Raw genomic sequence first — 22,817 nt, 5'->3', positions numbered from 1 at the left:
GGGCGCAGCCTCGTGCGCGTCTGTAAAGAGACAATCTACCGGTTCATTTACAGCAAGGAAGATTACGGGCTTGGCCTCTATCAGTATCTCCCGGAGGCGCGTCGCAAACGTCGTCCACTGCGCTCCAGGAAGCCGCGCGACGGTGTGTTTCCGGCCTCGCATAGTCTGCCGCCGCTGATGGCGAAGACCTCGTGCGGCTCTATCCCTGAGTTGTCGATCAACAGAACTTCGTCCGCGATTGTGAGCGCTTCGGTCAGCTTCTCGAAGGATCCATCGTGCCGCCTACGGATATTTTCCTCCGGGATGTCGTGACCGCCCTTGAGGACACGCTGTCTGACACGCTCGATGTTTGTCTCAACGGAATCCAGAGCGACGTAGTAGAGGCCGACCGTGAACCCGGCCGCCTTGGCATCGCGCATCATTCTCAGCGATTGGTTACTACTCAGCGTCGTCTCGAAAATGAAAGACTGCCGGGTGGCGATCATCTCGGCAATTTTCAGGAGGGCAGCTCGACCAGCTTGGATGTCGGTCGATCTGTCATCGGCCGCTGGCATCGCTTTGGCGATCTCGTCCGCGTTGATCCAGACACCCTGAAGATTCAGCTTCGCGAAGGCGGAGGTTTTGCCGGAGCCGTTCGGCCCTGCGAGGAGGATGCACGACAATTCCGGCATGAAGCGATTGCTACCTCACGGTAGCCGGAGCACGTTCCTTGCGCTTGCGCTTGCGCTGGGCCTTATCCTTCGCCTCGTTCTGACGGTCCTTGGCAGAGATCGTTAGGCCCATACGACGGCTCTCGGCAATGGCTTCCCGGCCGATCTGCTTCCAGGCTTGCTTATTCTCGCGGTATTTCTCCAACAGCATCGACGATCTCCTTCCATTCCTCCATAACATAATGCGACAGCCCGTCGGCTGCAAATATCGCTTGTTCCAGGTGCCGCCGACAGCAACACTGAATGCAACGGGCCGAATCTATCTCGGAAATGGGTTCGACGACTAGAAGGAGGAGACCCGCATGAAGATCATCGGTTATGTCCTTGGCGATGACAATCCCAGCAGGCCGACCGGAAGGCACGCCTGCAGACCGCATTCCCCGAAGCCAAGATCTATGCCGAATCCGCAATGCGCGGCGTGAGGAAGATAACCCCTACCCGGCAAACCAGAGGCCATGCCTTTCGCGCGCTGCATCATCTTGAGCGAGACGGCTGAGATCGTCGGTCACGAAAAGATCGCCATCCCTGCAAAACAGGCGTGACGCACTTGGATTGGCTCCTCCAGCAACCACCTAGGTCACAAGAAGCGTTTGCCGACCTTGGAGATTCAGCAACTCGACCGCTTTTCGGTCGAAAGACACGAAAATCTCGCCCCCAAGCCAGGCTCCCTCATGTGCGATGACACCGTCTGCGAAATCACCTCCAGCTTCAAGAACAGCCAGACCCGCTTCCGCGGCCGGCCTGTCCATTGAGACGTTAGCCGTCGCCAGAAGATCACGGATTGTCTGTGCAACATCATCTGTGGAAAGTTTTGCACCGCGCCGCAGGATCCAAACCAACTCACAAAGACTTGGCAATGAAACGGCAATCAATGTGGCTTCCTCGAGAAGTTTTGCGGCTGCCTGCCCCTGCTCAGGATCATCTTGCAAAACCGCTCGCGCCAGAACATTCGTATCAACTGCGATTTTCACGCGTCGTCGCTCCAGCCCTCGGCTGCAATTTCATTCATTTCCTCGATCGTCAGGGTCTTCTTCGCCTTGCCGGCGTGCCGTCCGATAAAATTACCAATCGTGCCCGTCGCACGGACAGCCCGGATTCGTAACTCGCCGCCAGGCAGTTTCTCGAATTCGATCCGCTCCCCGGGTTTTACACCGAGATGCGCAAGCAAGTCGCGTTTGAGAGTGACTTGACCTTTCATTGAGAGAGCTACTGAAGGCACGAAATTCTCCCGGGCTATATACGAACTATAAAAGTAATGTAAATTTCACTTACTTTCAACCTCCACGACGGTCGAGGTTGTCCGCGACCGCCTCTTTTGCCCATGCTCAACCGAAGCGCTAACGAGCTAACCGCTTCGCAGCATCGTGCGCTGGTTGTTGCCGCGGGAACGTATTTACTCATGATGGGAATAATTCCGGAGTTTTCCCTCTAGCCCTGCTTCCAGTTGACGTCCTTCGAAGTCGGCGAGGCTGTCCCCTACCCTTTGTAACTTCCCGTTGTTGGCCGTTGGGGTTGTAATGCCCGGCACGGTGGCGGATGGAAGACCGACGGCCCTTTGGGACACCGAGCCCGTGGAGAGCCCTGATCGGTCCGCCGTTCCATTGAGCCCGAACAGTCGGGCGAACGCGGCCGGGATCGAGGTGACCCTTCTCGCCGGAACGACGCGACTTCAACGAGGATTTGTGCACCCTCGGCCTGGACGCACTGGGCATGGAAGCTCGGTTGCAGGTCGCGCCGCCGGGCGTCGCGCCGCGGCTCAACCGACGGACCATCCCGTGCGCGATGACGAGTACGATCGCGGCGCACGCAGATCGGGCGGTTCGTGCCAGACAGTCCTTCCGGCGATCCATCATCGTCATGAATCGGTGCGACCAGATCGATTCAAACTTGTCGTTGGACGCGCCCCACAAGGCCGGCGATGCTGCACGCATGCCAATTCACTCCTACCACCTTTATTGTCAGCGTATCGATGCGAGCCGAAACATGGCCCGTTATTATGACCTCTCGCTCCAGCCGACGCTGTTCGGAGAGATCGCCGTCATGCGCAGCTGGGGGCGCATCGGCCGGGCTGGAGGGGAAAAAAGCGAAGTCTTTTCCAGTGACCAACAGGCGATTTCGCATTTCCTGGAGCTCGTCCGCCGAAAGCGAAAAAAGGGATATGCGCCGGTTGGCGCGGGGCGGCAGGGTGAATGAAAGATCCCTTGCGATCGCAGGTCCCAGTTCGCCGGCAAGACACCGCGTTCGACCCGCATCAGTCGGGCGCGCCTTCCGAAACCGAAGCCGGTCCGTTCGTCGGTGCCGTGGCCGCAACATCCTGATCCTGACGGAGATCCAGATCACCCCAGATAGCCGGTTTGCAAAGGCCCGTCTTCGGCTTCCTGGGCCTCTTGATCTCGCCGATGAACGGCTTTTTCTGGCGCATATTTCCTCGGCAACGAATCGTTCGGCAACGATATCTGCTGCGTCAGCCTTGGCAACTGGCGGGTCGGGACCGTTCCAGGCTCTGTTCTGTCTTGTCGTCGATGGGTTGAGAAGAACCGATCATCAGCGAGCTCCGGCGAAAAGAGGCGCGGGATTGGCGATGCCGTTCCTTTGAACTCGCGTTGCCGGGGCGGCCCATCAGCGGGCTCGATGAGGCATGTCTGACCGGAAATCGGCTTCGCCTCGATCGAGCACGCAACGGCAGCCGCAATTTTCTTACCCTTGGCGGCTTCGCCGCCATTCCGCGCCGACTAACAAAATTGCGACTTGCCGTCCTCCATTGCATTCCGGCCCTATGGGTGCGGTCCGATCGTCCCCGGTCTTTCGACAGCCATCGAGGCCGCGATGGGCGCGGCCCCGAAACAGCGAAAGGAACAGGACAATGGCAACCATCGGCACTTTCACCTCCAACGAAACTGGCTTCTCCGGCTCGATCCGGACCCTCGCCCTCAACGTCAAGGCTCGCATCGCCCGGATCGACAATCCCTCCGACAAGGGCCCGCATTACCGCATCTACGCCGGCGCCGTCGAGCTCGGTGCGGCTTGGCAGAAGACCTCGGAGCAGGGTCGCGACTACCTCTCGGTCAAGCTCGACGATCCAAGCTTCTCCGCACCGATCTACGCGACACTCTCGGAGGTCGAGGGTGAAGACGGATACCAGCTGATCTGGTCGCGCCGCGTCAGCCAGGACTGACACGAGCCGGCCCCGCCGAAGAGGCGGGGCCTTGCGAAACATAGGATTCGGAGCCGGTTTCGAAGCCGCTTCCAGCCTTCTTGCGGATGTGGGCCGACGTGTCTGGCCATCCATGATGGCAAGCGGTCGCGTTCCTGGTGCGACCGAAACGGCGTCGATCGGGCCGCAGCAATCAAGGAGAGCAACAACCAGCATCCCGATCAATCCCTCATGGGTAGCGAGGGCCGTAATGCTGAGTGCTATTTCCACGGCTGCCTGGAGGTCTGCTCTTTGGTCAACCGCGACTGAAAGCAGCCTTGCAGCTTCAGTCTCAAGTCGGGTCCATCCAACCGAGCCGATATACCCTCACTGGCGCTTCTGAGACGAAAGGTGGACTAGGATCGTCGCTCCCGCTCCGTTCAAGCGCGAGGCCTGGATAGACTTGGTTTTCGCCCTTGTTATCGAGCGCCTTGAAGGTTGATGTCATTGTGGGTGATTTGATATCAAAGCCATCATTTTTATGGACATGATGTCGATGCCTGCGGTTACCATTCGAAATCTTTCTGACGAAACGCATCGGGCTCTGCGGTTGCGAGCGGCTCGTCATGGCCGAAGCACCGAGGCCGAGATCCGTCACATTATCGAGGCCGCGGTTCGTCCCCCTGAACGCGTCAAGCTCGGCTCTTTACTGGCGGCCATTGGTCGAGACGCTGAGCTTTCCGACGACGATGTTGGAGCCTTTCAGAATGGTCGCGACAGGACGCCTGCGGAACCGATGACTTTCGAATAATGTTGCTGGATACCAATGTTATCCGAGCCGTGGAAATCGGCTCCTGATGAGACAGTGGTGGCTTGGTTGGACGCTCAAGCCATCGAGACGCTGTTCCTTTCCATCGATGGTCACGACAACGGCAGTGTTGATCGGACTCGGCTGACTTCACGACGGAGTACGTATCGGCTCCGATCCCGTGCTGATCTTCACGGGCCTTGGCCCGTCAAAGACGCCCGCGCCCAACTCAAATTTTGAGACGAACGTTTGGCGTTGGCGATCCCCCGGCCCTCATCTGTCGTCGCTTCCAGAGATAATGAGTTGATTTGTGTGGCTGGTTCAGCCGTGCAGCCTGCGCAGCATTGTTCCAAGCCGGCTTGCGGGATCGCTCTCCTCAAGCGCCGGAGACTGTCGGCAAGGAAAATTGCTTCTCCTTCCGTTCCGCACCTCGGTTGGACTATAGCCGAATTCCCGCTTGAAAGCGCGACTGAACTCTGTGCTGTCATTGAAGCAGTGCTGTTCTGCCAAATCGAGTATACGGCGTTGATCGCGCGGGTTCGCCAAGGCTACGTGCGCTTCGAGCAGGCGCCTATGTTGGATGTAGTGCCTAACGCCGCCAAAAGCCTCGAACATCCGGTAAAGCCGCGAACGCGAAACCCCCAATTCCCGCTTGAGCGTCTGAACTCCCAGTGTCGGGTCGAACAGCCTCAATTGGATGATTTTTTTTGCACGCTCGAGCAGTGTTATTGCGATCGGGTGACCCGCCATGTGGATGTTGCCGGCCGAAGGAGAAGCGCAAGCGAGCATCATCGCGCGTGTTGCCTCGACCAGCGCGGGAAGATCAGCTTGTTGGATGAACGGGAGCTCGTTGGCCAGCCCGATCATATAGTCATGGAACAATCGTGCCATGCCGCCTTCCAACGTCGTGAACTCCGCAGCGCTTAAAGCCTGGGTCACGTGCGGGCAAAAATCCCGCGGCACGAACAACATGAGCAACTCGCTCGCCGTCAGATTGCCGTGGAACCGCCGACCCATTGCATGGACTTGCGTGACCCCGACAGTCCCACGGAATATCCTGGAAGGGGTTTCCGTATACGTCTCTCCGGAAAGCAAAATCGACAGGATGAAGTGGTCGAGTGGCTCCCAGCGGAGATAACGTGTTATGCTCTGGAACTGCAGGGGATCCGTCGTAACATGCGAAAACACAAAGCAGCCGAGATCCCAGGCGCGCTGCTTGCCGACGAACCCTCTCCTCACGTCACGCGTGGAGTCGAGATCAAAGATCGGGGCGAAATTGGTCCGCCACGCCTCAAACTGGCGGATCCTAGGTACGGCGCTCGTTGCGAACTCAAAGGAAGACAGATTTGACGACTGCGGCCTGTTAACTGGTCCGAATGCGTGTTTGTCCGGCGCACTGCGTTCAGACGCACGTTGCGCTGGGCGAAAGGCTGCTTGCTGCGTCCCTATCTGGAAAGCTGTCATGATATTTGCGCAGACGAGACTGCCTTTTGAAAAGCGGAAGTCGACATAGAAGGTCTCCAACCAAAATTCGCATTTCAACTGCATGTCTGGCCGTTCGGAAGATGCTCACGCCAGATTTGAGATCATCCATTAGCATAAGCAACAATAAAGCACAACCTAACCGAGCGTGTCTGACTTGACTGTCGCTTCACAACCTATTCCGGTCCGTCTACCGAACAGACATCGTTGGCGTTTTCGCCTCGCTTCGACCCGCAGGTCACCTGTGTCCACTATACCAACAGATCTGAAGTCGCTCTGCCCGGTGGACGAAGAGCATAGGTATGACATTCCCTACCATCACCGGCGCCGCGGACATCATATAATGTGAGTTGTTTAAGCGCCGTTCGTGAGTTCCTCTTCCGAACGCAAATTCTCGATGTAGACGCTGACGCGATGTGCTCAGGGTCTATGACAGGCGCTGGTATCTTTCGCTCCAACGAGCTTTCGGCCGCGTGACAGGCCCATTTGGCGCAAATGATGATCCCTGGTTTCCAGATGTTGGTGTTCGCCTTCGTGTTCCAGACCCTGTCGGAACGAAGGCCAGATCTGGACACCGGCACCTATGCCTATTGATCGCCCAATCTCTCCTGGGATCTACTTGCGGCGAAAAATGCTGTTTTCTGCTTCGAATATGAGACGAATTTTTGAGGTGTGAAAAAAAGCGCCCTCGTGCCGCCGCGCGCGCTCGGGCCAACATCGCGGTGCAGGTCTTCCTGATCCTATCTCTGTTGCGCCATATGTCGCTTCACCCGGCCATCGAACTGACCAGCTCGCTGATCCGGATCCCTTATTTCCTCGTCTCCGCCTATTCCTCCAAACGTGTTTCGACCGGCGAGACCTACGAACGAGATCCTGCAAGCCGACGCCGCGAATTCGTGCGTTCGGCAATAGCGCTCATCTGCGCTTCCTTCCTTGTCGCGGCAGCAGGCGGCAGCCTCGCCTGCTTTCCGCCGGCATCTACTGCCCCAGTTCTATCCTGTTCTCACGGCGTGCCGTGAGCAGAAGTGCCCTGTGTTCAAAATGGCCGAAACGCCCGTCGTGGCAGTAGGCGCGCTGATTGCAATCCACCGCTTGCAACGGGACGAATCTCTGTCCAGGCGAACCAAACTATAGCTGGTCTCCGCTCCCGGCTCCGCGGCTTAACGCATTGTTGGCTAACTTGGCGAAATTCGCCACTTTAAGACGCAAAGCATAGTTGTGGGATTCTGTGCGATCACGGCCGCGACGGAAGCATTTTATAGTGCGGGTTAAACGCACGTTCCTGCTGCACGACATCTTCGAAAAGTCCGAACAACCTTCCTGAGAGGGCAATATGGCTTCGGCTTCTACGCAAAAATTATCCCTTTTCGCACTGACGGGCATGGTCGTCGGTTCGATGGTCGGCGCCGGTATATTCAATCTTCCCGGCCGTTTTGGGACAGCGACTGGCCCGTTCGGCGCGATCATAGCATGGATGATCGCCGGCACTGGCATGTACATGCTAGCACGCGTCTTTCAGGCTCTGGCGGAAAAGAAACCGGAAATCGATTCCGGTGTTTTTGCCTATGCCAAAGAGGGCTTTGGAAACTATATGGGCTTCCTTTCCGCCTTCGGGTACTGGCTTGGTAGCTGCCTTGGCAACGTTTTTTACTGGGTCCTGATCGGTTCGACCCTCGGTCTGTTCTTCCCCTCGATCTTTGGCGACGGAAGCACCATTATCGCCATTGTCGTTTCACTCCTTGGAATATGGGCCTTCCATTTCACGATCCTGCGCGGCGTCGAGCAAGCCGCTTTCATCAATGTGATCGTCACAATTGCCAAGATCGTTCCGATTGTCGTCGCCATCCTGGCTATGGCCTTTGCGTTCAATTACGCGCAGTTTTCCGCCAATTTCTTCGGCGGCGTGGATATGCCGGAAAAATCTCTCGTGGCGCAGGTTCGTGACACGATGCTGATTACGGTCTTCGTCTTCCTCGGCATTGAAGGAGCGAGTGTCTATTCCCGCTTCGCCAGGACCCGCGCCGATGTCGGTACGGCGACCATCCTTGGCTTCATCGGGGTGACCGGTTTGATGGTCGCGATTACTTTGCTTCCATACGCTGCGATGACGCGTGCAACGATGGCGGGGGTCCAGAATCCTTCTCTGGCGGGCGTCCTGGAAGTGGTCGTCGGCCATTGGGGCGCGGTATTCATTTCGATCGGCGTTCTGGTGTCGGTCCTTGGCGCTTATCTCGCATGGTCGTTGATCTGCGCCGAAGTCCTGTTTGCCGCCGCCAAATCAGCGGACATGCCAAGGATTTTTGCAACGCAAAACAGAAATCGGGTGCCGGCCAACGCGTTGTGGCTGACGAATATCGTCGTCTCATTGTTCGTCATCTCGACATATTGGTCTCGCGACGCTTTCAACTTCATGCTCGACATGACCAGCGTGACGGCCCTTCTGCCCTACCTTCTGGTCGCAGGCTACGGGATTCTGCTTGCGCGTCGCGGCGAAGGCTATGAGCAGACACCCGAGGAACGCGGCCGCGACCAGGTCTTTGCTTGGATCGCCCTGATTTACACGATCGTCATGTTTGTGGCCGCAGGCCTGAAATACGTGCTGCTCGTCTGCGTTTTGTTCGTGCCGGGCACCATCCTCTACGTCTGGGCGCGGCGTGAGCAGAAAGTGACGCTTTTCACCAGCATCGAACTCATCGTTTTCGCCGTCACTGTGATTGCGGGGCTCGTAGGATTTTACGGCCTGCTCAGCGGCACCATCACGCCTTGATGACATAGGAGTAGATCGATGACACAGGAAATCACATTTGGCGTGCATTCCGAAGTTGGCCAACTGCGAAAAGTCATGGTTTGCGCGCCCGGCCGTGCGCATCAGCGTCTGACGCCGACAAATTGCGACGCGCTTCTCTTCGATGATGTTCTGTGGGTCGACAATGCCAAGCGGGACCACTTTGACTTCATAACCAAAATGCGCGATCGCGGCATCGAGGTCGTCGAGATGCATAATCTGCTTACCGAGACGGTTGCTATCCCCGAGGCCAAGAAGTGGATCCTCGACAATCAGGTCGTCGCCAACCAGATCGGTCTCGGCCTTCTGCATGAAGTGCGATCCTATCTGGAAGGGCTTTCCGATCGGGATCTTGCCGAAACGCTGATTGGCGGCCTGTCGACGTTTGAATTCCCGGAAGCCATTGGGGGCGAGCAACTGGCGTTGATACGCGATGCGGCCGGCGTCAATGAATATCTGCTGCCGCCGCTGCCGAATACGCTCTACACTCGAGACACGACCTGCTGGATCTATGGGGGCGTGACATTGAATGCGCTTTACTGGCCGGCTCGTCACGAGGAGACGATCCTCACCACCTCCATCTACAAGTTCCACCCGGATTTTGCCGGCAAGGTCAATGTATGGTGGGGTGACCCAACGAAGGACTGGGGCCTTGCGACGATTGAAGGCGGCGACGTCATGCCGATCGGCAAGGGCAACGTCCTCATCGGCATGAGCGAGCGCACGTCGCGGCAGGCGATCAGCCAGGTGGCGGCAGCGCTGTTCGAGAAGGACGCCGCCGAACGAGTCATCATAGCCGCCATGCCGAAGCTGCGGGCCGCCATGCATCTTGACACGGTTTTCACCTTTGCGGACCGCGATTGCGTGCTGATCTACCCTGACATCGTCAACAATATCGAAGCCTTTTCTTATCGTCCTGACGGCAAAGGCGGCATCGAACTTCACAAGGACACGGGCTCCTTCATCGAGACTGTACGCGACGCGCTTGGACTAAGGACGATGCGCGTCGTCGAGACTGGCGGAAACGACTATATGCGCGAGCGAACCCAATGGGATAGCGGCGCCAATCTTGTCTGCGCTTCGCCAGGTGTCGTCTATGCCTATGACCGCAATACCTACACCAATACCCTATTGCGCAAGCAAGGCATCGAGGTGATCACGATCACCGGTGCAGAGCTTGGGCGTGGGCGAGGCGGCGGGCATTGCATGACATGCCCTATCGCTCGGGACGCCGTCGACTATTAATCGAGAAAAAAGGCGGCCCTCGCGAAGGGCTGGGTGTGGGGATCGATGAAGCCCGAACAACCACCGTCTGTGCAGGGTGACTCATTGTCGTGGCGACGACGCGTTTCAGAAATATTTCCGGAGAAATGCCATGTTTAGAACTGGTAGGAAATATAGCCATCTCGTCCACGACGCGGGTTGCGGCTGTGCAAATCCCAATCTTCAACAGCGATCCCGTTATCTCAGCGATTATTCGCGGCGAAATTTCCTTGCTGGCATCGGATCGGTTGCCGTCGCCGGCATGGCTCCCCGAATTGGCAACGCGCAGACGGCACAGCGACCGTCAAAGATGCTTCTGAGGCAGATCCGGCTTTTCGACGGCAAATCCGACACGTTGCAAAACGGCGTGCAGGTGCTGGTGGAAGCGGACAGGATCGTCGCCATCGATCCGGCAAACAATCCCGCGCCCGAGGATGCGATGATCATCGGCTGTGACGACCGTGTGTTGATGCCGGGCATGATCGATGCGCATTGGCACGCGATTTATGCAGCGGTTCCCCTGCAAGTCCTGATGACGGGCGACCCAGGCATCATCTTTGCCGCCTCCACCGCAGAGGCCGAACGCACCTTGCTCCGAGGCTTTACCACCATCCGCGACCTGGGCGGCCCGGTCTTCACCTTCAAACAGGCAATCGATAGCGGCATTATTCCCGGTCCGCGCATCTTCCCGTCCGGGGCGATGATCACGACATCGGGCGGTCATGGCGATTTGCGCATGCCGTTTGAAATCCCTCCAAGAGACGGCCAGCTCAGTCTCAGTGAAATGATGGGAAGCGCGGCCATCGTCGATGATGTCGGAGGCTTGAAACGCCGAGTGCGCGAGCAACTTCTCCAGGGAGCGTCGCAGGTCAAGATTGTCGGAGGAGGAGGGGTCTCGTCTCCACGCAGCCCGCTCGACATGACCACGTTCAGCGAGGAGGAAATTCGCGCAGCGGTCGATGTGGCAAGGGACTGGAACACATATGTAACGGTCCATGCCTACGCGTCCAACACCGTCCAGCGCGCCGTCGCCGCGGGAGCGGCATGTATCGAACATGCCCACCTCATGGACGAGCAGACGGCAAGGATGTTTTCCGACAGAAATATCTGGCTCAGCACCCAACCTTTCCTGTCGATGGAAGATACCGCCTCGCAGACTGGCGTCGGCGCCGAGCGCGCCGCGCGGATTTTTGTCGGAACACCGAAAATCTACGGATACGCGAAGAAGTACGGCATCAAGACCGCCTGGGGCTCGGATCTTCTGTTCTCGCCCGAATTGACGGCTCGCCAGAACACCATGCTCACGCATCTTAGCAACTGGTACACGAACGCCGAGGCCCTGCGCATGGCGACATCAGGCAATGCAAGTCTTCTGACGCTCTCAAACTTGCGCGCGCCTTATGCTGGCAGCTTGGGCGTCATCGAAAAGGGGGCGTTTGCCGACATGCTCGTCTGGGACGGCAATCCGCTCGATGACATAAGACTGGTCGACAATCCCGAGAAAAATCTGAAGGTCGTCATGAAGGACGGCCAGATTTTCAAGAACACACTCTGACTTTCCCAGACGAGGATAATGATGCGGGCAGGTCGACATCGAGCGGTTCCTTCGGCTCAAGTCGTCGTTGCAGCGCTTTTCGTGATCGCCATTTTGCCGGCGGGCGCAACGGTGCTTGCGCCGCTGGCATTGGCGTTTTTGGCGCTAGCCCTTCTATGGCCGGTTCAGCATCGCGTGCAGACCTTCCTGCCACGATACATTGCGCTTCTGGTGACATTGGCCGTCATGATGCTGGCCCTTCTGGCGTTCGGCTGGATCTTCACCTGGTCTTTCGGGCGCGTCGGCGGGTGGATGGTCGACAATACCGCTCGCTTTCAGCAACACTATGATGAACTTCGTCGGTGGCTGGAGGACCACGGCATCGACGTCGATGTGATCTGGGCCGACAACGTCGGCACCGCTTCAGTAATGCGGGTGGTTCAGACTGTGACGAGCCGCGTCAACAGCACGTTCAGCTTCTGGCTGATCGCTCTCACATACCTGCTTCTCGGCTTGATGGAGGTCGAAGGCTTCGAGAGCCGGATCAAGACAATGCAAAACCCCGTTGCGAGAAAATTGCTCCTCGACGGCAGCCGGGAAACGGCACAAAAGCTTCGCCGCTACATGCGGATCCGGACGATCATGAGCATCGCGACGGGGCTTTTCATCTGGTTGTTCACCAGCGGCTTCGAGCTGCCGCTTGCGAAGGAATGGGGTGTGATTGCTTTCGTTCTGAATTACATACCCTTCATCGGTCCGCTCGTGGCAACGTTGCTTCCCACCGCGTTCGCGCTAATTCAGCTTGATAATTGGCAGTCGGCGATTGCCATCTTCCTGGGGCTCAACATCATTCAGTTTACACTCGGCAGCTATATCGAGCCGCGCGTGTCCGGCAATGCTCTCTCCCTTTCGCCAGTCGTCGTGCTGTTTTCCGTTTTTGCTTGGGGTTATGTGTGGGGGATTTTCGGCGCGTTCATCGGGGTACCGATCTCCATCGCGCTAGTCACGTTCTGCCGCCATCACCCATCCAGCCGATGGGTGTCCGAACTGCTGGGACGCGGCAGCGAAGCCGACCGCGGCGGCGTCTCGACCTGAAATCCGCCAGGAGATGGCGTTAACGGCCGAGGCAAACATAGCCACGAGCGCCGTAAAAGCATACACCGCCCCGACGACTGCCATACCCCGAAACACGATCGAGGAAACGAGAATTGACCCAGCCGGTGCGGGAATGCCGGGAGTTGACGTTGCACCACCTTCGCGACGATGAGCAGCGGTTGACGTTTACCCTGTCGCCTCGTCGTAACTGACCGACGATACGATATGAAGTACTAGGTCCCGATCGGACTTGCACCGTGGCCGTCACCCGCGCCGAAGCCGCGTACGACGGTTCAGCGCTTGTCCATGCGATTGCAATTCCGAACAAGGCGGTTGCCGCCATCCGAACCAGATTCATGGATCGCACCTCCCTTTGATCAGCGGTCAGGATACCGCTATACGTGCGTTTTTGCTAATCTGTTCTTCTCTTGCCCAAGATTGTCGGCCTATCAAAGACAAGTCCGGTTTACCGCTTTGAAAGCAAGGAAGGCGCCGCGTCCTTTATTGGAACATCGCGAGCAGCGCCAGGCGCGCCTCCTGCATTGTCAGGCCGTGTTGAAACGCGCCGTTTTCGACAAAATTGATTGTCTCGGCGATAACGATCGGATTGAACATCATGAATGTGTGCGTGACGCGTAGCACCAGATGGTCAGCCGCGCCCTCCAGCCTCGTTGAAGCGACGGACACTTTTCCATCGTTTCGCCCCTTGATGATGCGGTTGAAAAGCGGATTGAGCGACATGTCGCCTGCGATGATGCCGACGGGATAATCCGGAAGCGGCAGAAGCTTCGGCAATGCCGCCGGACCGGTTCCAAGCTCGCGTCCGGCTGGGCCGTTGATCCAATGAAATGGCAGCGTCTCTCCGAAAATATCCACGATTTCGGATCCGTTGTTGGGCGGCGCCAACATGACGACCCGCCCGAGATTTGGAGGACGCCGATGCGCCAGCCAATAGCGAACGAGGATTCCCCCCATGGAGTGGGTTACGAAATTGACGCGTCTTGCACCGCACATCGCCACTGCATCACCGACGTAGCCCGCAAGTTCAGAGATTGTCGCGCGAGTGGAGGGATACCCGTTATTGATGACAAGGAATCCGCGACGCGTCAGCACCTTCTCGACAAGCCGTAGAGATCCGCTGCCGCGCGCAAGCCCATGCACCAGCACGACATATTCCGCACCATCCTCACCGGCATTAGCGATCATGCGCCAGATCTACTCCACTTCAGCGTTTCCAGCTTCAATCCGAGCGGCTGTCCCTCCTTCATTCGTGCTGGTCGCCGCGGTAGAACGGCGGTTCTTCTCGGCACCGGCGGCACCAAATATCTTCCGCTTGGCAGCCTCCCTCACCGTCTGAACCAATATATAGAGCAAAGGAATAACGAGGAGGCCGACAATCGTTCCGAGCAGCAGCCCGCCGAGAACGGTAACGCCGATCGCCTGGCGGCTGGCTGCTCCGGCTCCGGTTGCCACTACCAGCGGTACCACGCCCAGTATGGAGGCCATCGCCGTCATCAGCACCGGCCTGAAGCGTTGCGACGTCCCTTCGCTTGCCGCTTCCATGATGCTGAAACCTTCTTCCCGGCGCTCCTTGGCGAACTCCACGATGAGAATGGCGTTCTTGGCTGCAAGCCCGATCAGCAGCAGCAGGCCAATTTGGGCGTAGATATTGAGATCGATACTGCCGACTGCCAATCCGGCTAAGGCCCCGAGCACAGCGACGACCACCGACATCATCACTGCGAGCGGGACGCTCCAGCTTTCATATTGAGCGACGAGGAAGAGATAGGTGGCAATGATCCCCATGATCAGGATGATGACCGTCTGTCCGCCCGCTTGCTTTTCCTGAAGCGCAAGTCCTGTCCATTCATAACCAAAGCCCGGCGGCAGCTTTTCCGCAGCGAGCGCCTCCATGACGCTCAGGGCATCCCCTGTGCTCGTACCCGCCGCAGCCTGGCCGTTGATCGCGGCGGATGGAAAAAGATTATAACGGTTGACCGAGTTTGGTCCGTAGATGATCGAGATGGAAAGCAATCCTTGCAAAGGCACCAGATCGCCAGACTGGCTTCGCACTCTCAGCCGCTGGATATCTTCGATGCGCGACCGGAACAGAGGCTCGTCCTGTATCCGGACCTGGTATACGCGCGAAAATATGTTGAAGTCGTCGACATAGGCAGATCCCAGATGCGCTTGCAGCGTGGTGAAGATCGTCGCCGGCGAGACGCCGAAGAGTTCGGCGCGCCGTCGGTCGATGTCGAGATAGATCTGCGGCGCGTTGGCGGAAAACGTGCTGAAGACGCCGGTCAACTGCTTCGTCTGATTTGCAGCGACGATCAGCCCGCGCATCACCTCGGCAAGCTCTTCCTGGCTTTGCCCGGCGCGCGCCTGAAGGCGAAAGTCGAAGCCGCCGGTCGTCCCGAGACCAGGTATTGCCGGCGGATTGAACGGTACCACCGATGCCGTCGAAATCTTTGTGAACGCCGCTCGAAGTCCATTCGTCAAGGCAAAGACGCTCTTGTCCGGCCCGCGTTCGCTCCATGGCGTGAGCGCTGAGATGATCATCGCTGAGTTGGAGCCGCCGCCGCCTATCATGCTGGTCCCGGCAATGGCGATGGTATTCGCAATCCCTGGCGTCCGCTGAAGTATGGAGGTGACCGTCGCGAGTGTCTCCTGCGTGCGCTCGAGGGAAGCCGAATCGGGCAATTGCACGTTCATGAAGAGATAGCCTTGATCTTCGGCGGGAACAAAACCCACCGGCAAGATGCGGTAGAGACCGTAGACACCTGCCGCGATCATCATGAAAAACAGCAGGCTGAGGGCAATTTTGCGCGCGAAAGCCGCAAGCAGGGAAAGATAAAATCGTCGCCATGCATCAAGGCCTCGGTTTATCCCGCCAAACAACTTCGCGCGGGTCTCATTTGCCGGCCGGAGGATTTGGACGCAGAGCGCCGGACTGAGTGTCAGGGCGTTGATCGTCGAGAAGGTGATCGTGATCAGGATGGTAACCGCGAACTGACGGTAGAGTTCGCCGGTTATGCCAGCGAGGAAAGCAACCGGTACGAAGAGCGCGGCCAGCACCAATGTCGTCGCCACGATTGGGCCTGTAACCTGGCTCATCGTGCGCAGCGTCGCCTCACGCACGTCAACGCCCGTCTCGCTCATGACGCGCTGGACATTTTCCACCACGATGATCGCGTCGTCCACGACAAGACTGATCGCGAGAATCATCGCGAAAAGCGTGATCGTATTGGCCGAATAGCCCATGAGATAAAGCACGGCGAAACCGCCGACCAGTGAAACGGGTATCGTCAGCGTCGGGATGATTGTCGCCCGCCAATCCTGCAGGAAAAGGAACACGACAACGACAACGAGCACGAAGGTGATCGCCAAAGTGACGAAAATTTCCTGGATGGTCTGCCGAACGAAAGCGGTCGTGTCGAAAACGACCGTATAGGCGAGGTCATTGGGGAATTGTTTCGACAACGTCTGCAGTTGGCCGAGAACAGCGTTCGATACCGCCAGCGCGTTCGCATCGGTCGATTGATAGACGACGACGGTGGCGCTCGGCCTGCCATTGAAGGTCGATGCCGTATCGTAGGATTGCGCGCCGAGCTCGATCCGGGCGACATCGCGGAGATGGACGATTGCTCCGTCCTTGTTGGTGCGGATGATGATGTTGCCGAACTCGTCTGCATCGGCAAGCCTTCCTCTGGCCATGACCGTCAACTGCAGCTGCTGACCGCTGGGCGACGGGGGCGAACCGAGCTGGCCGGCGGACGCCTGGACATTTTGGGCCTGGATCGCCGCGGTCAGGTCGGTCGCGGTTACTCCAAGAGCCTGCATGCGATCCGGATTCATCCAGATCCGCATGCTGTAGGCTGGGCCGAACACGCTCGCCTCGCCAACGCCGGGAAGGCGGGCGATCGCGTCGCGGATGTTGATCATCGCATAGTTGCTGATGAAGACTTCGTCCCTGGTCCCTTTCGGCGAGTAGATCGCAAAGCCGAGCAGCATGCTCGACGAACGAGTTCTGACTGAAACGCCTGCTTGCGTCACGGCAGCGGGAAGGCGCGGCTGTGCCATTGCGACCCGATTTTGAACGTTCACCTGCGCGATTGCTGGATCGGTGCCCGCCGCAAACGTAACTGTAAGGCTATAGGTGCCGTTGTTGGTGCTTGACGACGACATGTAGAGCATGTCCTCAACGCCGTTTACCTGATCCTCAATCGGTGCTGCCACGCTGTCGGTCATGACGCTGGCATTGGCGCCGGGATAGCTGGCTGTCACCTGCACTTCGGGCGGCGTGATCTGCGGAAACTGGGCGACAGGTATCAAGAAGAGCGACAGGCCACCCGCAAGCATCATTACGACGGCGATGACCATTGCAAATCTCGGCCTGGCAATGAAGTGCGCTGACAGGTTCATTGTCCTGAACCCGCTTGCGATTCCGTGGGTGCGAGCGAGATTGCGCTGCTGTCGGGCGGGGAAACTTCCCTAGGCTCGACGACGATGCCTTCCGACACGTTCTGCAGGCCGTCGACGATCAGTTTCTCCCCGCCTTCAAGACCATCGTCCACGACCCAGCTTCCCCCAATCTGCTTGGTCGTCTTTATCCGACGTAATTCGACGGCATTCTGCGCGTTCGCGAGCAGAACGTACTTGCCATCCCGATCCTGCTGCACCGCTCCCAACGGCACAACCGGACGGAGCGTCTTTTCCCTTTCCGATATGACGACCGTTACGAACTGGCCGGGAACAAGCAGCGAATCCGGATTGGAGAACAGTGCCCGAACGGCGAGTGTTCCTGTCGCCGGGTCTATTTCGTTGCCGAAGAATTCGATCTTTCCCGGCTCCGCGTAAGCTTGTCCGTTCGACAGCCTCAGGCTGGGCTTGTAGCTGCCGGCGAGCTCCTCCTTGCCTATATTGCCTCGGTTTGCACGTAGTTCGAGGATTGAGCGATCGCTCACCGAGAACACGACGCGGATCGGGTCCATTGCGACCACGCGAGCCAGCACCGTTGAACTGCCGCTTACAAAGCTTCCGACCGACAATTGCGCAGCACCGATGCGGCCATCAATCGGCGAGACGATCCGGGCGTAGCTAAGATTGAGCTCGGCCTGGCTCACGCGTGCTTGTGCCGACAGGAGGCTTGCCTGGCCTGTTTCGACGGCAGTCTGGCTTTCCTCCAACGTCGCGCGCGGTACGGTTTGATTGCTCAGCGATTGATTTCGCGCGACGCGGCGTTGAGCATCGGCCAATGCCGCTTGGGCGCTCGCCAGCGCTGCTTTGGCGTCAGCCAGCGCTATGTCCAGGGATCGCGTGTCGATCAGGAAGAGCTCCTGGTTCTTACTGATCAGCTGACCTTCGTCAAAAAGACGTTGGTCGATGAAGCCTTCGATCCGCGACCGAATATCGACGGCATTGACTGCCTCCACACGTCCGACGAATTCGTGTTTCGGCGAAACGTCCTCGACCGGCACGGAAAGGACGCCAACCGACGGACCAGCCTGTGCCGCCAGGGTTTGCGGCACCGATATCAGAGCTGCGAACGATAACATTAGGAATGTCGGCGAAACTCGACGATAGAACTTCATCGACATGTCTCCAACAGAACCAAAAAATTCGATAATTGAAGGCGGATGTAAGCAGTCTACAATAATTAGCCTATGCTCAAATTCTACTACCATACGTGGAGAGCAGCAAGCGTTCCCAATGGTGCGTCCTGTCCTAAATTGGCGCTACGAAGGCCCTCGGCGGACCGGTATCGCACGGCTGATCATGTCACGGCCCGATGCTGCCGCTGCCGCAGTCGAGCCTCAAGCGGCGAGAGGGAGGCCTGCGCTGCCTTCTCTGCCGCCCAAGAAGCGCCACCTCACGTCTCAGGTGGCCTCCTCGTCGATTTTTGACCAGCTTGTTTGTGCAACATTCGATCTCAAACTCAGCTGGCCCACGAGTTGTTCGACAACGCTGTCTTGGTCGCCTTTCGCGAAGACGATCGCCTCGATTTCCATCGAGTTGCTGGCATCGACGAGGCGGCTCTTTATCGACCGGAACTGCAGTTTGCTGGCGTTCAGCGATTGCAGCAGCGTCGCTCGGACGGCTATTTCATGATCCGTTTCGCATCTGAGCTTAATATCGTAGATGCGCTCCTGTTCCGGCGCGACCACAGACCAGGCTTCGATATACACTCCAATCTTGGGAAGCGTGTAATTGAAGACGACGATGAAAAAGGCCGCTTCGGCTGCCAGGAGAAGCTGCCCATAGCCGGCGAAGACGCCGACCGCGCCGGTGCTCCAGACCGTCGCCGCCGTGCTCAAGCCTTTGATGTTGGTGCCGTCGCGGATGATGAGACCCGCCCCAAGGAAGCCGATACCGGTGACGACCTGGGCGCCCATCCTCATATCGAATTCGAAGCCCATTGCGCTCGGAAGCGACGCATAGGACGCGGCACCGAGGGAAACAAGCGCATGCGTCACAAGATTTGAGTTCCGCTGCTTCAAATGTCTTTCGGCGCCAATCAGCGTCCCGAGCAGCAACGCGGTCACCAGTTTAAGGAGAATTGATTGACTGGCGTCCATATCGATTGCTCCTGCGTTTAACGGTGTGAGTTGCGCCTATCTCGGGACATCGGTGAGTGATGTCTCCTGCAGGAAAGCATTTACCCTCGTGCAGAAAGAAGCCGGCATCCTTTCACCTATTTTCTTACTTTGCTTTTGGGAGGTGAACTCCAATCGGAGCGACCATGGTAAACATCCTGCTGCGGTTACGCTTCGTCACGGCGCCTGCATCCATAGGTGCTATCGCAGCCCCGGTTTGATGTTTTGTGGGGCTGCTGACATTATGGCATGCCTTTGCCTATGTGAGAACCGGCCCGGACCTTGCCGTCATTGCAGCCGTCATGCGGGCGACCGATAAGCTGCTGTTTGCGATCGTTCCCGTCATCTTCGGCTGTGACGTGAGCGAGCATAGAAGCCGATTGCGCCTCATGAGTGCCACACGGAGAGCGGGGATGTCTGCTCAGATCCTCCAAGTCTGGCGCACCGGATGGGTGGCCTCAAGGATGCGCGGTCCCGCCAATTTTGCGCGGCCGGACGGCGTCCGCCGACACAAAATCGGTGCCCCCACGCCCCGCCATGCGGTCGCTTCGCGATCCTTGACCCCGCCCATCCGCTGCACCGCCCTGCGTCATCTTTCACCCACTCACGGAGATTGGAGATGACGATTTCGATCGAAGAGCAGATCGAGGAATTGCGGGCCGAACTTTCGAATGCGGTCGATCCGGCCGAACGCTGCCAGATCATTGCAGAGCTTTATCTGGCACAGGCCGAGCTCAATCTGGCCCATGCCGAACTGTCGGGCACCGTCGACACCGAGCCGCCTTTCTGAGGGCGCAGCCCATTCGCCGGTGCGGCTTTGCAGGCACCGGATTTGCGCCTGCTGGTCTTTCAATCGCACCCTTCGGGCTTTTCGTTGTGATGGACCAAAGCCGCCGGATTTACCGGCATAGGGTTTCGAGAGCTAACCGAGCGGCAGGGGTCAATGCGCGCCGTTATCGAAGCGGTTCGCGTTCACGCATGACCGCATGTCGCGTCGGCGAAACCAAATGGCCCTCCCGCATCTGAGCGGCGCGTTGCCGGCCGTAAAGACGATCTGCTCGTCGGCCCGCATGTGAAGCACTTCATGGGGTTGGATCAGCGGTCGCGCCGCCAGTTGCTTCGATCGTGTGCGGGATGATCCCCTTGCCTGAAAACTGTGGCTGACCTGGTCGATCTCGACCGTCGTCATGCCACAGCGGCGTGAGATGTAATCAGCCGTTTCCGGGTCGTTGATCGCCGCGAACGAGATCCAGCTCGCACTCTCGAACCACTTGCTCGCTGCATCGCGACCGCCATAGGTTTCACGCATCTGACCGATCGACTGAAAGATCAAGGTGAGCGTAATCCCATATTTGCGCCCTGCATCCCTCGCAGTTTCCAGCATGCGCATGTAGCCGAGCCGCGCAACCTCGTCGAGAAGGAAGAGCGTTCGACCCTTGACCGCGCCGTCACGATTATAGATCGCGTTGAGGAACGAGCCGATGATGACACGGGCAAGGCCGGCATGCGTCTCGAGCGTCTTAAGATCGATGTTGATAAAGACGTCGGTATCGCCTCCGGCAATGGCGTCGGTCGCGAAGGTCGAGCCCGAAACCAGCGCCGCATAGTTCGGATAGGAGAGCCAGTGCGTCTCCTTTACTGCGTTCGCGTAGACCCCGCTGAACGTCTCCGGTGTCATGTTCACGAAGGCCGCGACGTTTTCTTTCACGAAGGCGGATTTCGACCCGTCGTAAATGTCCTGTAATCTCTGGCGCAGTTTCGGCTCCGGCTCGGCGAGATTGGAACGCACCTGGCGAAGCGTTTGCATCTCCTTTTCCGTACGACCCGACAGGCAGATGTCGGCGATGATGGCGGTCAGCAGTTGCAGTCCGGAGGTACGGAAGAAGTCGTCGCGCGCACCCTGCGCCCGTCCGCTGTCGCTGATGATCCAGGACGCGACGGAGGCTATATCCTCTTCCTTGGTGCCGCCGAAGCGGCCGATCCAGTCGAGCACATTGATGCCGATACCGGGGCGTTTCGGGTCGAGCACGAAGACATCCCGGCCGTCCTTGCACCGATGACCGAGGACCATCGGTGCAACTTCATTGGAAGGATCGAGAACGATCAGCGAGCCGCCCCATTTGAGAGCCGTCGGGATCGTCACCGAGGTCGTCTTGAAGCCGCCGGAGCCGGCGAACACGATGCCGTGCGATGAACCGAACGAGCCGTCGAAACACAGAAGCGGCGACTTGCCGCCAGCGCCCCATGTCTCGGGCTTGTCTGCGCGAAAGGAAAGCGTCGCTGTGCTGTCGCGGTCGACACGGTATCGTTCGCCGATGACGATGCCGCCCGAATCCGGAAAAAGGTTCGCAGCCTCCTGCAACGTCATCCAGTCCGCTTGCCCATGCAGGGCTCGGCTGCCGCTGATGCGCTTCGGTTCCGGTCGCCTGAACGCAGCGTTGCCGACGATTGCCACGCGCAAAGCCAAAATCGCGGTCATCGTGACCGCAACGGCCCCAAACGCCGTGGCGAGATCCGCATAGGTCAGGATCGATTGTTGCGGGGGCGGTCCGCTCGCGAGGGTCTGGAGCCGCACGATCTCCCGGCCTGCAGCGATCGCTGTCGTCGCGGCTCCGCCCGCCGCAACCCCCCATGCCACGGCTTTGATGTTCGTGGAGCCTGCAGTGGCCAAGAGAAAGACGATGCCAAGAGCTGCGGCTATCGCATACGGCAATGTTATGGCTGCACGAGCGAGCACGAGCTTACCGGCTTCCGATCTTGCCAGACCCGAGAGCCAGTGCTCGCCGCCGCTGGTCGACATGGTCGCCAAGACCATTAACATCAGCGGGACGAGAAACGCTGCGATTTTCTTAAGCGTCATCGCCGAAGGCCTTCGCACCGATCAGGGTCAGCCGCAGGCGTTCCCCCGCATCATCACCGAGCCTTTGCTTGAGTTCGACCAGCGCGCCGAGGAGGAGCGTACGCTTCTCGTATCTGAGACCCGCCTTGACGATCAGCCCGCCGAGTTCGATCTTCTCCCGCGTATCCTTCTTGCGGGCATCCGAGGTGGAGGTGCGCGCCATCCGCTCAAGCCTCCGGAGTGCCGCTCGCAGCCGCGCCAGACGCGAACGTCGTGGCGTCGGTCGCGCTCGAGGCGCCTGCACCTGCCCTCTCCTTCCCGTTCGATCCTCCCTTGCCTGCGTGAAACCGTTTGGCCAGATCCTCAAAAGCTGTCTGAAGGTGCGCCTCGTCAATGTCGATCTCGCCAAATCCGGCCTTCAGCGCGATGCGACCGATGCGTTCGGCCTCGCGGGTCTCTGCGGCTTTGAGCTGCTCTTGCAGCTCGGCGATTTCAGCGCGGATCCTGGAAGACGGTTTCTTCATGTCGGGATAGCCCTTTCATGCCGGTTGAGGTTTCTAACGGCGTGAGAG

General features: G+C 58.4%; 21 protein-coding genes and 3 pseudogenes. 11 read left to right on the top strand and 13 right to left on the bottom strand.

The annotated features are described in order from the left end of the window. Window positions 1–162 (top strand): annotated as a pseudogene (locus EV281_RS31915) (IS30 family transposase); the annotation flags it as partial. A 59-nt stretch (window positions 163–221) separates the two neighbouring features. Here the strand turns inward: EV281_RS31915 and EV281_RS28740 are convergent. The 4 genes and pseudogenes from EV281_RS28740 to EV281_RS28725 form a co-directional block, all read right to left on the bottom strand. Continuing rightward, window positions 222–671, bottom strand: a pseudogene (locus tag EV281_RS28740) (zeta toxin family protein); the annotation flags it as partial. Between the two features lie 10 nt (window positions 672–681). Continuing rightward, on the bottom strand, window positions 682–861 hold the full coding sequence (locus EV281_RS28735) for a hypothetical protein (protein ID WP_132658040.1): 180 nt from the start codon (window positions 859–861) through the stop codon (window positions 682–684). A 421-nt stretch (window positions 862–1,282) separates the two neighbouring features. After that, complete coding sequence (locus EV281_RS28730; RefSeq protein WP_132658038.1) at window positions 1,283–1,681, bottom strand: type II toxin-antitoxin system VapC family toxin; 399 nt, start codon at window positions 1,679–1,681, stop codon at window positions 1,283–1,285. Beyond that, window positions 1,678–1,929: an AbrB/MazE/SpoVT family DNA-binding domain-containing protein gene (locus EV281_RS28725; protein WP_132658036.1), complete on the bottom strand. Its 252-nt coding sequence runs from the start codon at window positions 1,927–1,929 to the stop codon at window positions 1,678–1,680. Before EV281_RS28725 ends, EV281_RS28730 begins: the two co-directional genes overlap by 4 nt. A 710-nt stretch (window positions 1,930–2,639) precedes the next feature. Between EV281_RS28725 and EV281_RS28720 the strand changes: the two genes are divergently transcribed. Further along, window positions 2,640–2,903 carry a WGR domain-containing protein gene (locus EV281_RS28720; RefSeq protein WP_132658072.1) on the top strand — a complete coding sequence of 88 codons (264 nt, stop codon included), beginning with the start codon at window positions 2,640–2,642 and terminating at the stop codon, window positions 2,901–2,903. A gap of 58 nt (window positions 2,904–2,961) precedes the next feature. On the opposite strand, the gene EV281_RS31330 is transcribed toward EV281_RS28720, so the two are convergent. Then, a complete protein-coding gene (locus tag EV281_RS31330; protein ID WP_165911986.1) occupies window positions 2,962–3,132 on the bottom strand; it encodes a hypothetical protein in 171 nt (56 codons plus the stop codon). A gap of 441 nt (window positions 3,133–3,573) precedes the next feature. On the opposite strand from EV281_RS31330, the gene EV281_RS28715 reads away from it, so the two are divergent. The 3 genes and pseudogenes from EV281_RS28715 to EV281_RS31905 all read left to right on the top strand — a co-directional run. Next, window positions 3,574–3,885, top strand: a complete 312-nt coding sequence (locus EV281_RS28715; protein WP_132658035.1) for a DUF736 domain-containing protein — start codon at window positions 3,574–3,576, stop codon at window positions 3,883–3,885. Between the two features lie 514 nt (window positions 3,886–4,399). Then, window positions 4,400–4,654 (top strand): plasmid stabilization protein, encoded by a 255-nt coding sequence (locus tag EV281_RS31910; protein ID WP_132658033.1) that lies wholly within the window; start codon window positions 4,400–4,402, stop codon window positions 4,652–4,654. Continuing rightward, window positions 4,651–4,756: pseudogene (locus EV281_RS31905) on the top strand (VapC toxin family PIN domain ribonuclease); the annotation flags it as partial. The gene EV281_RS31910 and the pseudogene EV281_RS31905, both read left to right, overlap by 4 nt. A gap of 216 nt (window positions 4,757–4,972) precedes the next feature. Here EV281_RS31905 and EV281_RS28700 read toward each other — a convergent pair. Beyond that, window positions 4,973–6,175: an AraC family transcriptional regulator gene (locus EV281_RS28700; RefSeq protein WP_245508393.1), complete on the bottom strand. Its 1,203-nt coding sequence runs from the start codon at window positions 6,173–6,175 to the stop codon at window positions 4,973–4,975. A gap of 623 nt (window positions 6,176–6,798) precedes the next feature. On the opposite strand from EV281_RS28700, the gene EV281_RS28690 reads away from it, so the two are divergent. The 5 genes from EV281_RS28690 (at window position 6,799) to EV281_RS28670 (ending at window position 12,810) form a co-directional block, all read left to right on the top strand. After that, window positions 6,799–7,152 (top strand): hypothetical protein, encoded by a 354-nt coding sequence (locus tag EV281_RS28690; protein WP_132658031.1) that lies wholly within the window; start codon window positions 6,799–6,801, stop codon window positions 7,150–7,152. A 314-nt stretch (window positions 7,153–7,466) separates the two neighbouring features. Continuing rightward, complete coding sequence (locus EV281_RS28685; protein ID WP_132658029.1) at window positions 7,467–8,900, top strand: basic amino acid/polyamine antiporter; 1,434 nt, start codon at window positions 7,467–7,469, stop codon at window positions 8,898–8,900. Window positions 8,901–8,918: 18 nt separating this feature from the next. Then, complete coding sequence (gene arcA, locus EV281_RS28680; protein ID WP_132658027.1) at window positions 8,919–10,163, top strand: arginine deiminase; 1,245 nt, start codon at window positions 8,919–8,921, stop codon at window positions 10,161–10,163. A gap of 130 nt (window positions 10,164–10,293) precedes the next feature. Continuing rightward, window positions 10,294–11,736 carry an amidohydrolase family protein gene (locus EV281_RS28675; protein WP_132658025.1) on the top strand — a complete coding sequence of 481 codons (1,443 nt, stop codon included), beginning with the start codon at window positions 10,294–10,296 and terminating at the stop codon, window positions 11,734–11,736. A gap of 18 nt (window positions 11,737–11,754) precedes the next feature. Continuing rightward, window positions 11,755–12,810, top strand: a complete 1,056-nt coding sequence (locus EV281_RS28670; RefSeq protein ID WP_348631037.1) for an AI-2E family transporter — start codon at window positions 11,755–11,757, stop codon at window positions 12,808–12,810. Between the two features lie 501 nt (window positions 12,811–13,311). Here the strand turns inward: EV281_RS28670 and EV281_RS28660 are convergent. The 4 genes from EV281_RS28660 to EV281_RS28645 all read right to left on the bottom strand — a co-directional run bounded on the left by EV281_RS28660 (window position 13,312) and on the right by EV281_RS28645 (window position 19,388). Next, window positions 13,312–14,016 carry an alpha/beta fold hydrolase gene (locus tag EV281_RS28660; protein WP_132658022.1) on the bottom strand — a complete coding sequence of 235 codons (705 nt, stop codon included), beginning with the start codon at window positions 14,014–14,016 and terminating at the stop codon, window positions 13,312–13,314. A gap of 9 nt (window positions 14,017–14,025) precedes the next feature. Next, the gene (locus EV281_RS28655) at window positions 14,026–17,235 is read right to left on the bottom strand and encodes a multidrug efflux RND transporter permease subunit (protein ID WP_132658020.1); all 3,210 of its coding nucleotides are present in this window, start codon (window positions 17,233–17,235) and stop codon (window positions 14,026–14,028) included. Continuing rightward, complete coding sequence (locus EV281_RS28650; RefSeq protein WP_132658019.1) at window positions 17,232–18,404, bottom strand: efflux RND transporter periplasmic adaptor subunit; 1,173 nt, start codon at window positions 18,402–18,404, stop codon at window positions 17,232–17,234. The genes EV281_RS28655 and EV281_RS28650 overlap by 4 nt, the downstream gene beginning before the upstream one ends. 285 nt (window positions 18,405–18,689) lie before the next feature. Next, entirely contained in the window at window positions 18,690–19,388 is a 699-nt protein-coding gene (locus EV281_RS28645; RefSeq protein WP_132658017.1) for an MgtC/SapB family protein, read from the bottom strand. Between the two features lie 637 nt (window positions 19,389–20,025). Here EV281_RS28645 and EV281_RS31325 point away from each other — a divergent pair. Then, the gene (locus EV281_RS31325; RefSeq protein WP_165911985.1) at window positions 20,026–20,196 is read left to right on the top strand and encodes a hypothetical protein; all 171 of its coding nucleotides are present in this window, start codon (window positions 20,026–20,028) and stop codon (window positions 20,194–20,196) included. A gap of 150 nt (window positions 20,197–20,346) precedes the next feature. Here EV281_RS31325 and traG read toward each other — a convergent pair whose 3' ends face one another. Genes traG through traC form a run of 3 tightly spaced genes read right to left on the bottom strand, consistent with a single transcriptional unit; the run spans window position 20,347 to window position 22,769 of the window. Continuing rightward, entirely contained in the window at window positions 20,347–22,266 is a 1,920-nt protein-coding gene (traG, locus tag EV281_RS28640) for a Ti-type conjugative transfer system protein TraG (protein ID WP_132658015.1), read from the bottom strand. After that, complete coding sequence (locus EV281_RS28635; RefSeq protein WP_132658014.1) at window positions 22,256–22,468, bottom strand: type IV conjugative transfer system coupling protein TraD; 213 nt, start codon at window positions 22,466–22,468, stop codon at window positions 22,256–22,258. Before EV281_RS28635 ends, traG begins: the two co-directional genes overlap by 11 nt. Before the next feature lie 4 nt (window positions 22,469–22,472). Next, entirely contained in the window at window positions 22,473–22,769 is a 297-nt protein-coding gene (traC, locus tag EV281_RS28630; protein ID WP_132658012.1) for a conjugal transfer protein TraC, read from the bottom strand. Window positions 22,770–22,817 lie beyond the last annotated feature (48 nt).

The sequence above is a fragment of the Rhizobium sp. BK418 genome (assembly GCF_004341105.1).
Classification (GTDB): domain Bacteria; phylum Pseudomonadota; class Alphaproteobacteria; order Rhizobiales; family Rhizobiaceae; genus Rhizobium.
This window is presented reverse-complemented; position numbering and strand designations above follow the sequence as displayed.

What these genes read in the sequence shown, in the direction of transcription:
- EV281_RS28735 (WP_132658040.1), bottom strand. Translation starts at nt 861, where the DNA reads ATGCTGTTGGAGAAATACCGCGAGAATAAGCAAGCCTGGAAGCAGATC.
- EV281_RS28720 (WP_132658072.1), top strand. Translation starts at nt 2,640, where the DNA reads ATGCCAATTCACTCCTACCACCTTTATTGTCAGCGTATCGATGCGAGC.
- EV281_RS31330 (WP_165911986.1), bottom strand. Translation starts at nt 3,132, where the DNA reads ATGCGCCAGAAAAAGCCGTTCATCGGCGAGATCAAGAGGCCCAGGAAG.
- EV281_RS28715 (WP_132658035.1), top strand. Translation starts at nt 3,574, where the DNA reads ATGGCAACCATCGGCACTTTCACCTCCAACGAAACTGGCTTCTCCGGC.
- EV281_RS31910 (WP_132658033.1), top strand. Translation starts at nt 4,400, where the DNA reads ATGCCTGCGGTTACCATTCGAAATCTTTCTGACGAAACGCATCGGGCT.
- EV281_RS28685 (WP_132658029.1), top strand. Translation starts at nt 7,467, where the DNA reads ATGGCTTCGGCTTCTACGCAAAAATTATCCCTTTTCGCACTGACGGGC.
- arcA (WP_132658027.1), top strand. Translation starts at nt 8,919, where the DNA reads ATGACACAGGAAATCACATTTGGCGTGCATTCCGAAGTTGGCCAACTG.
- EV281_RS28675 (WP_132658025.1), top strand. Translation starts at nt 10,294, where the DNA reads ATGTTTAGAACTGGTAGGAAATATAGCCATCTCGTCCACGACGCGGGT.
- EV281_RS28670 (WP_348631037.1), top strand. Translation starts at nt 11,755, where the DNA reads ATGATGCGGGCAGGTCGACATCGAGCGGTTCCTTCGGCTCAAGTCGTC.
- EV281_RS28660 (WP_132658022.1), bottom strand. Translation starts at nt 14,016, where the DNA reads ATGATCGCTAATGCCGGTGAGGATGGTGCGGAATATGTCGTGCTGGTG.
- EV281_RS28655 (WP_132658020.1), bottom strand. Translation starts at nt 17,235, where the DNA reads ATGAACCTGTCAGCGCACTTCATTGCCAGGCCGAGATTTGCAATGGTC.
- EV281_RS28650 (WP_132658019.1), bottom strand. Translation starts at nt 18,404, where the DNA reads ATGAAGTTCTATCGTCGAGTTTCGCCGACATTCCTAATGTTATCGTTC.
- EV281_RS28645 (WP_132658017.1), bottom strand. Translation starts at nt 19,388, where the DNA reads ATGGACGCCAGTCAATCAATTCTCCTTAAACTGGTGACCGCGTTGCTG.
- EV281_RS31325 (WP_165911985.1), top strand. Translation starts at nt 20,026, where the DNA reads ATGACGATTTCGATCGAAGAGCAGATCGAGGAATTGCGGGCCGAACTT.
- traG (WP_132658015.1), bottom strand. Translation starts at nt 22,266, where the DNA reads ATGACGCTTAAGAAAATCGCAGCGTTTCTCGTCCCGCTGATGTTAATG.
- EV281_RS28635 (WP_132658014.1), bottom strand. Translation starts at nt 22,468, where the DNA reads ATGGCGCGCACCTCCACCTCGGATGCCCGCAAGAAGGATACGCGGGAG.
- traC (WP_132658012.1), bottom strand. Translation starts at nt 22,769, where the DNA reads ATGAAGAAACCGTCTTCCAGGATCCGCGCTGAAATCGCCGAGCTGCAA.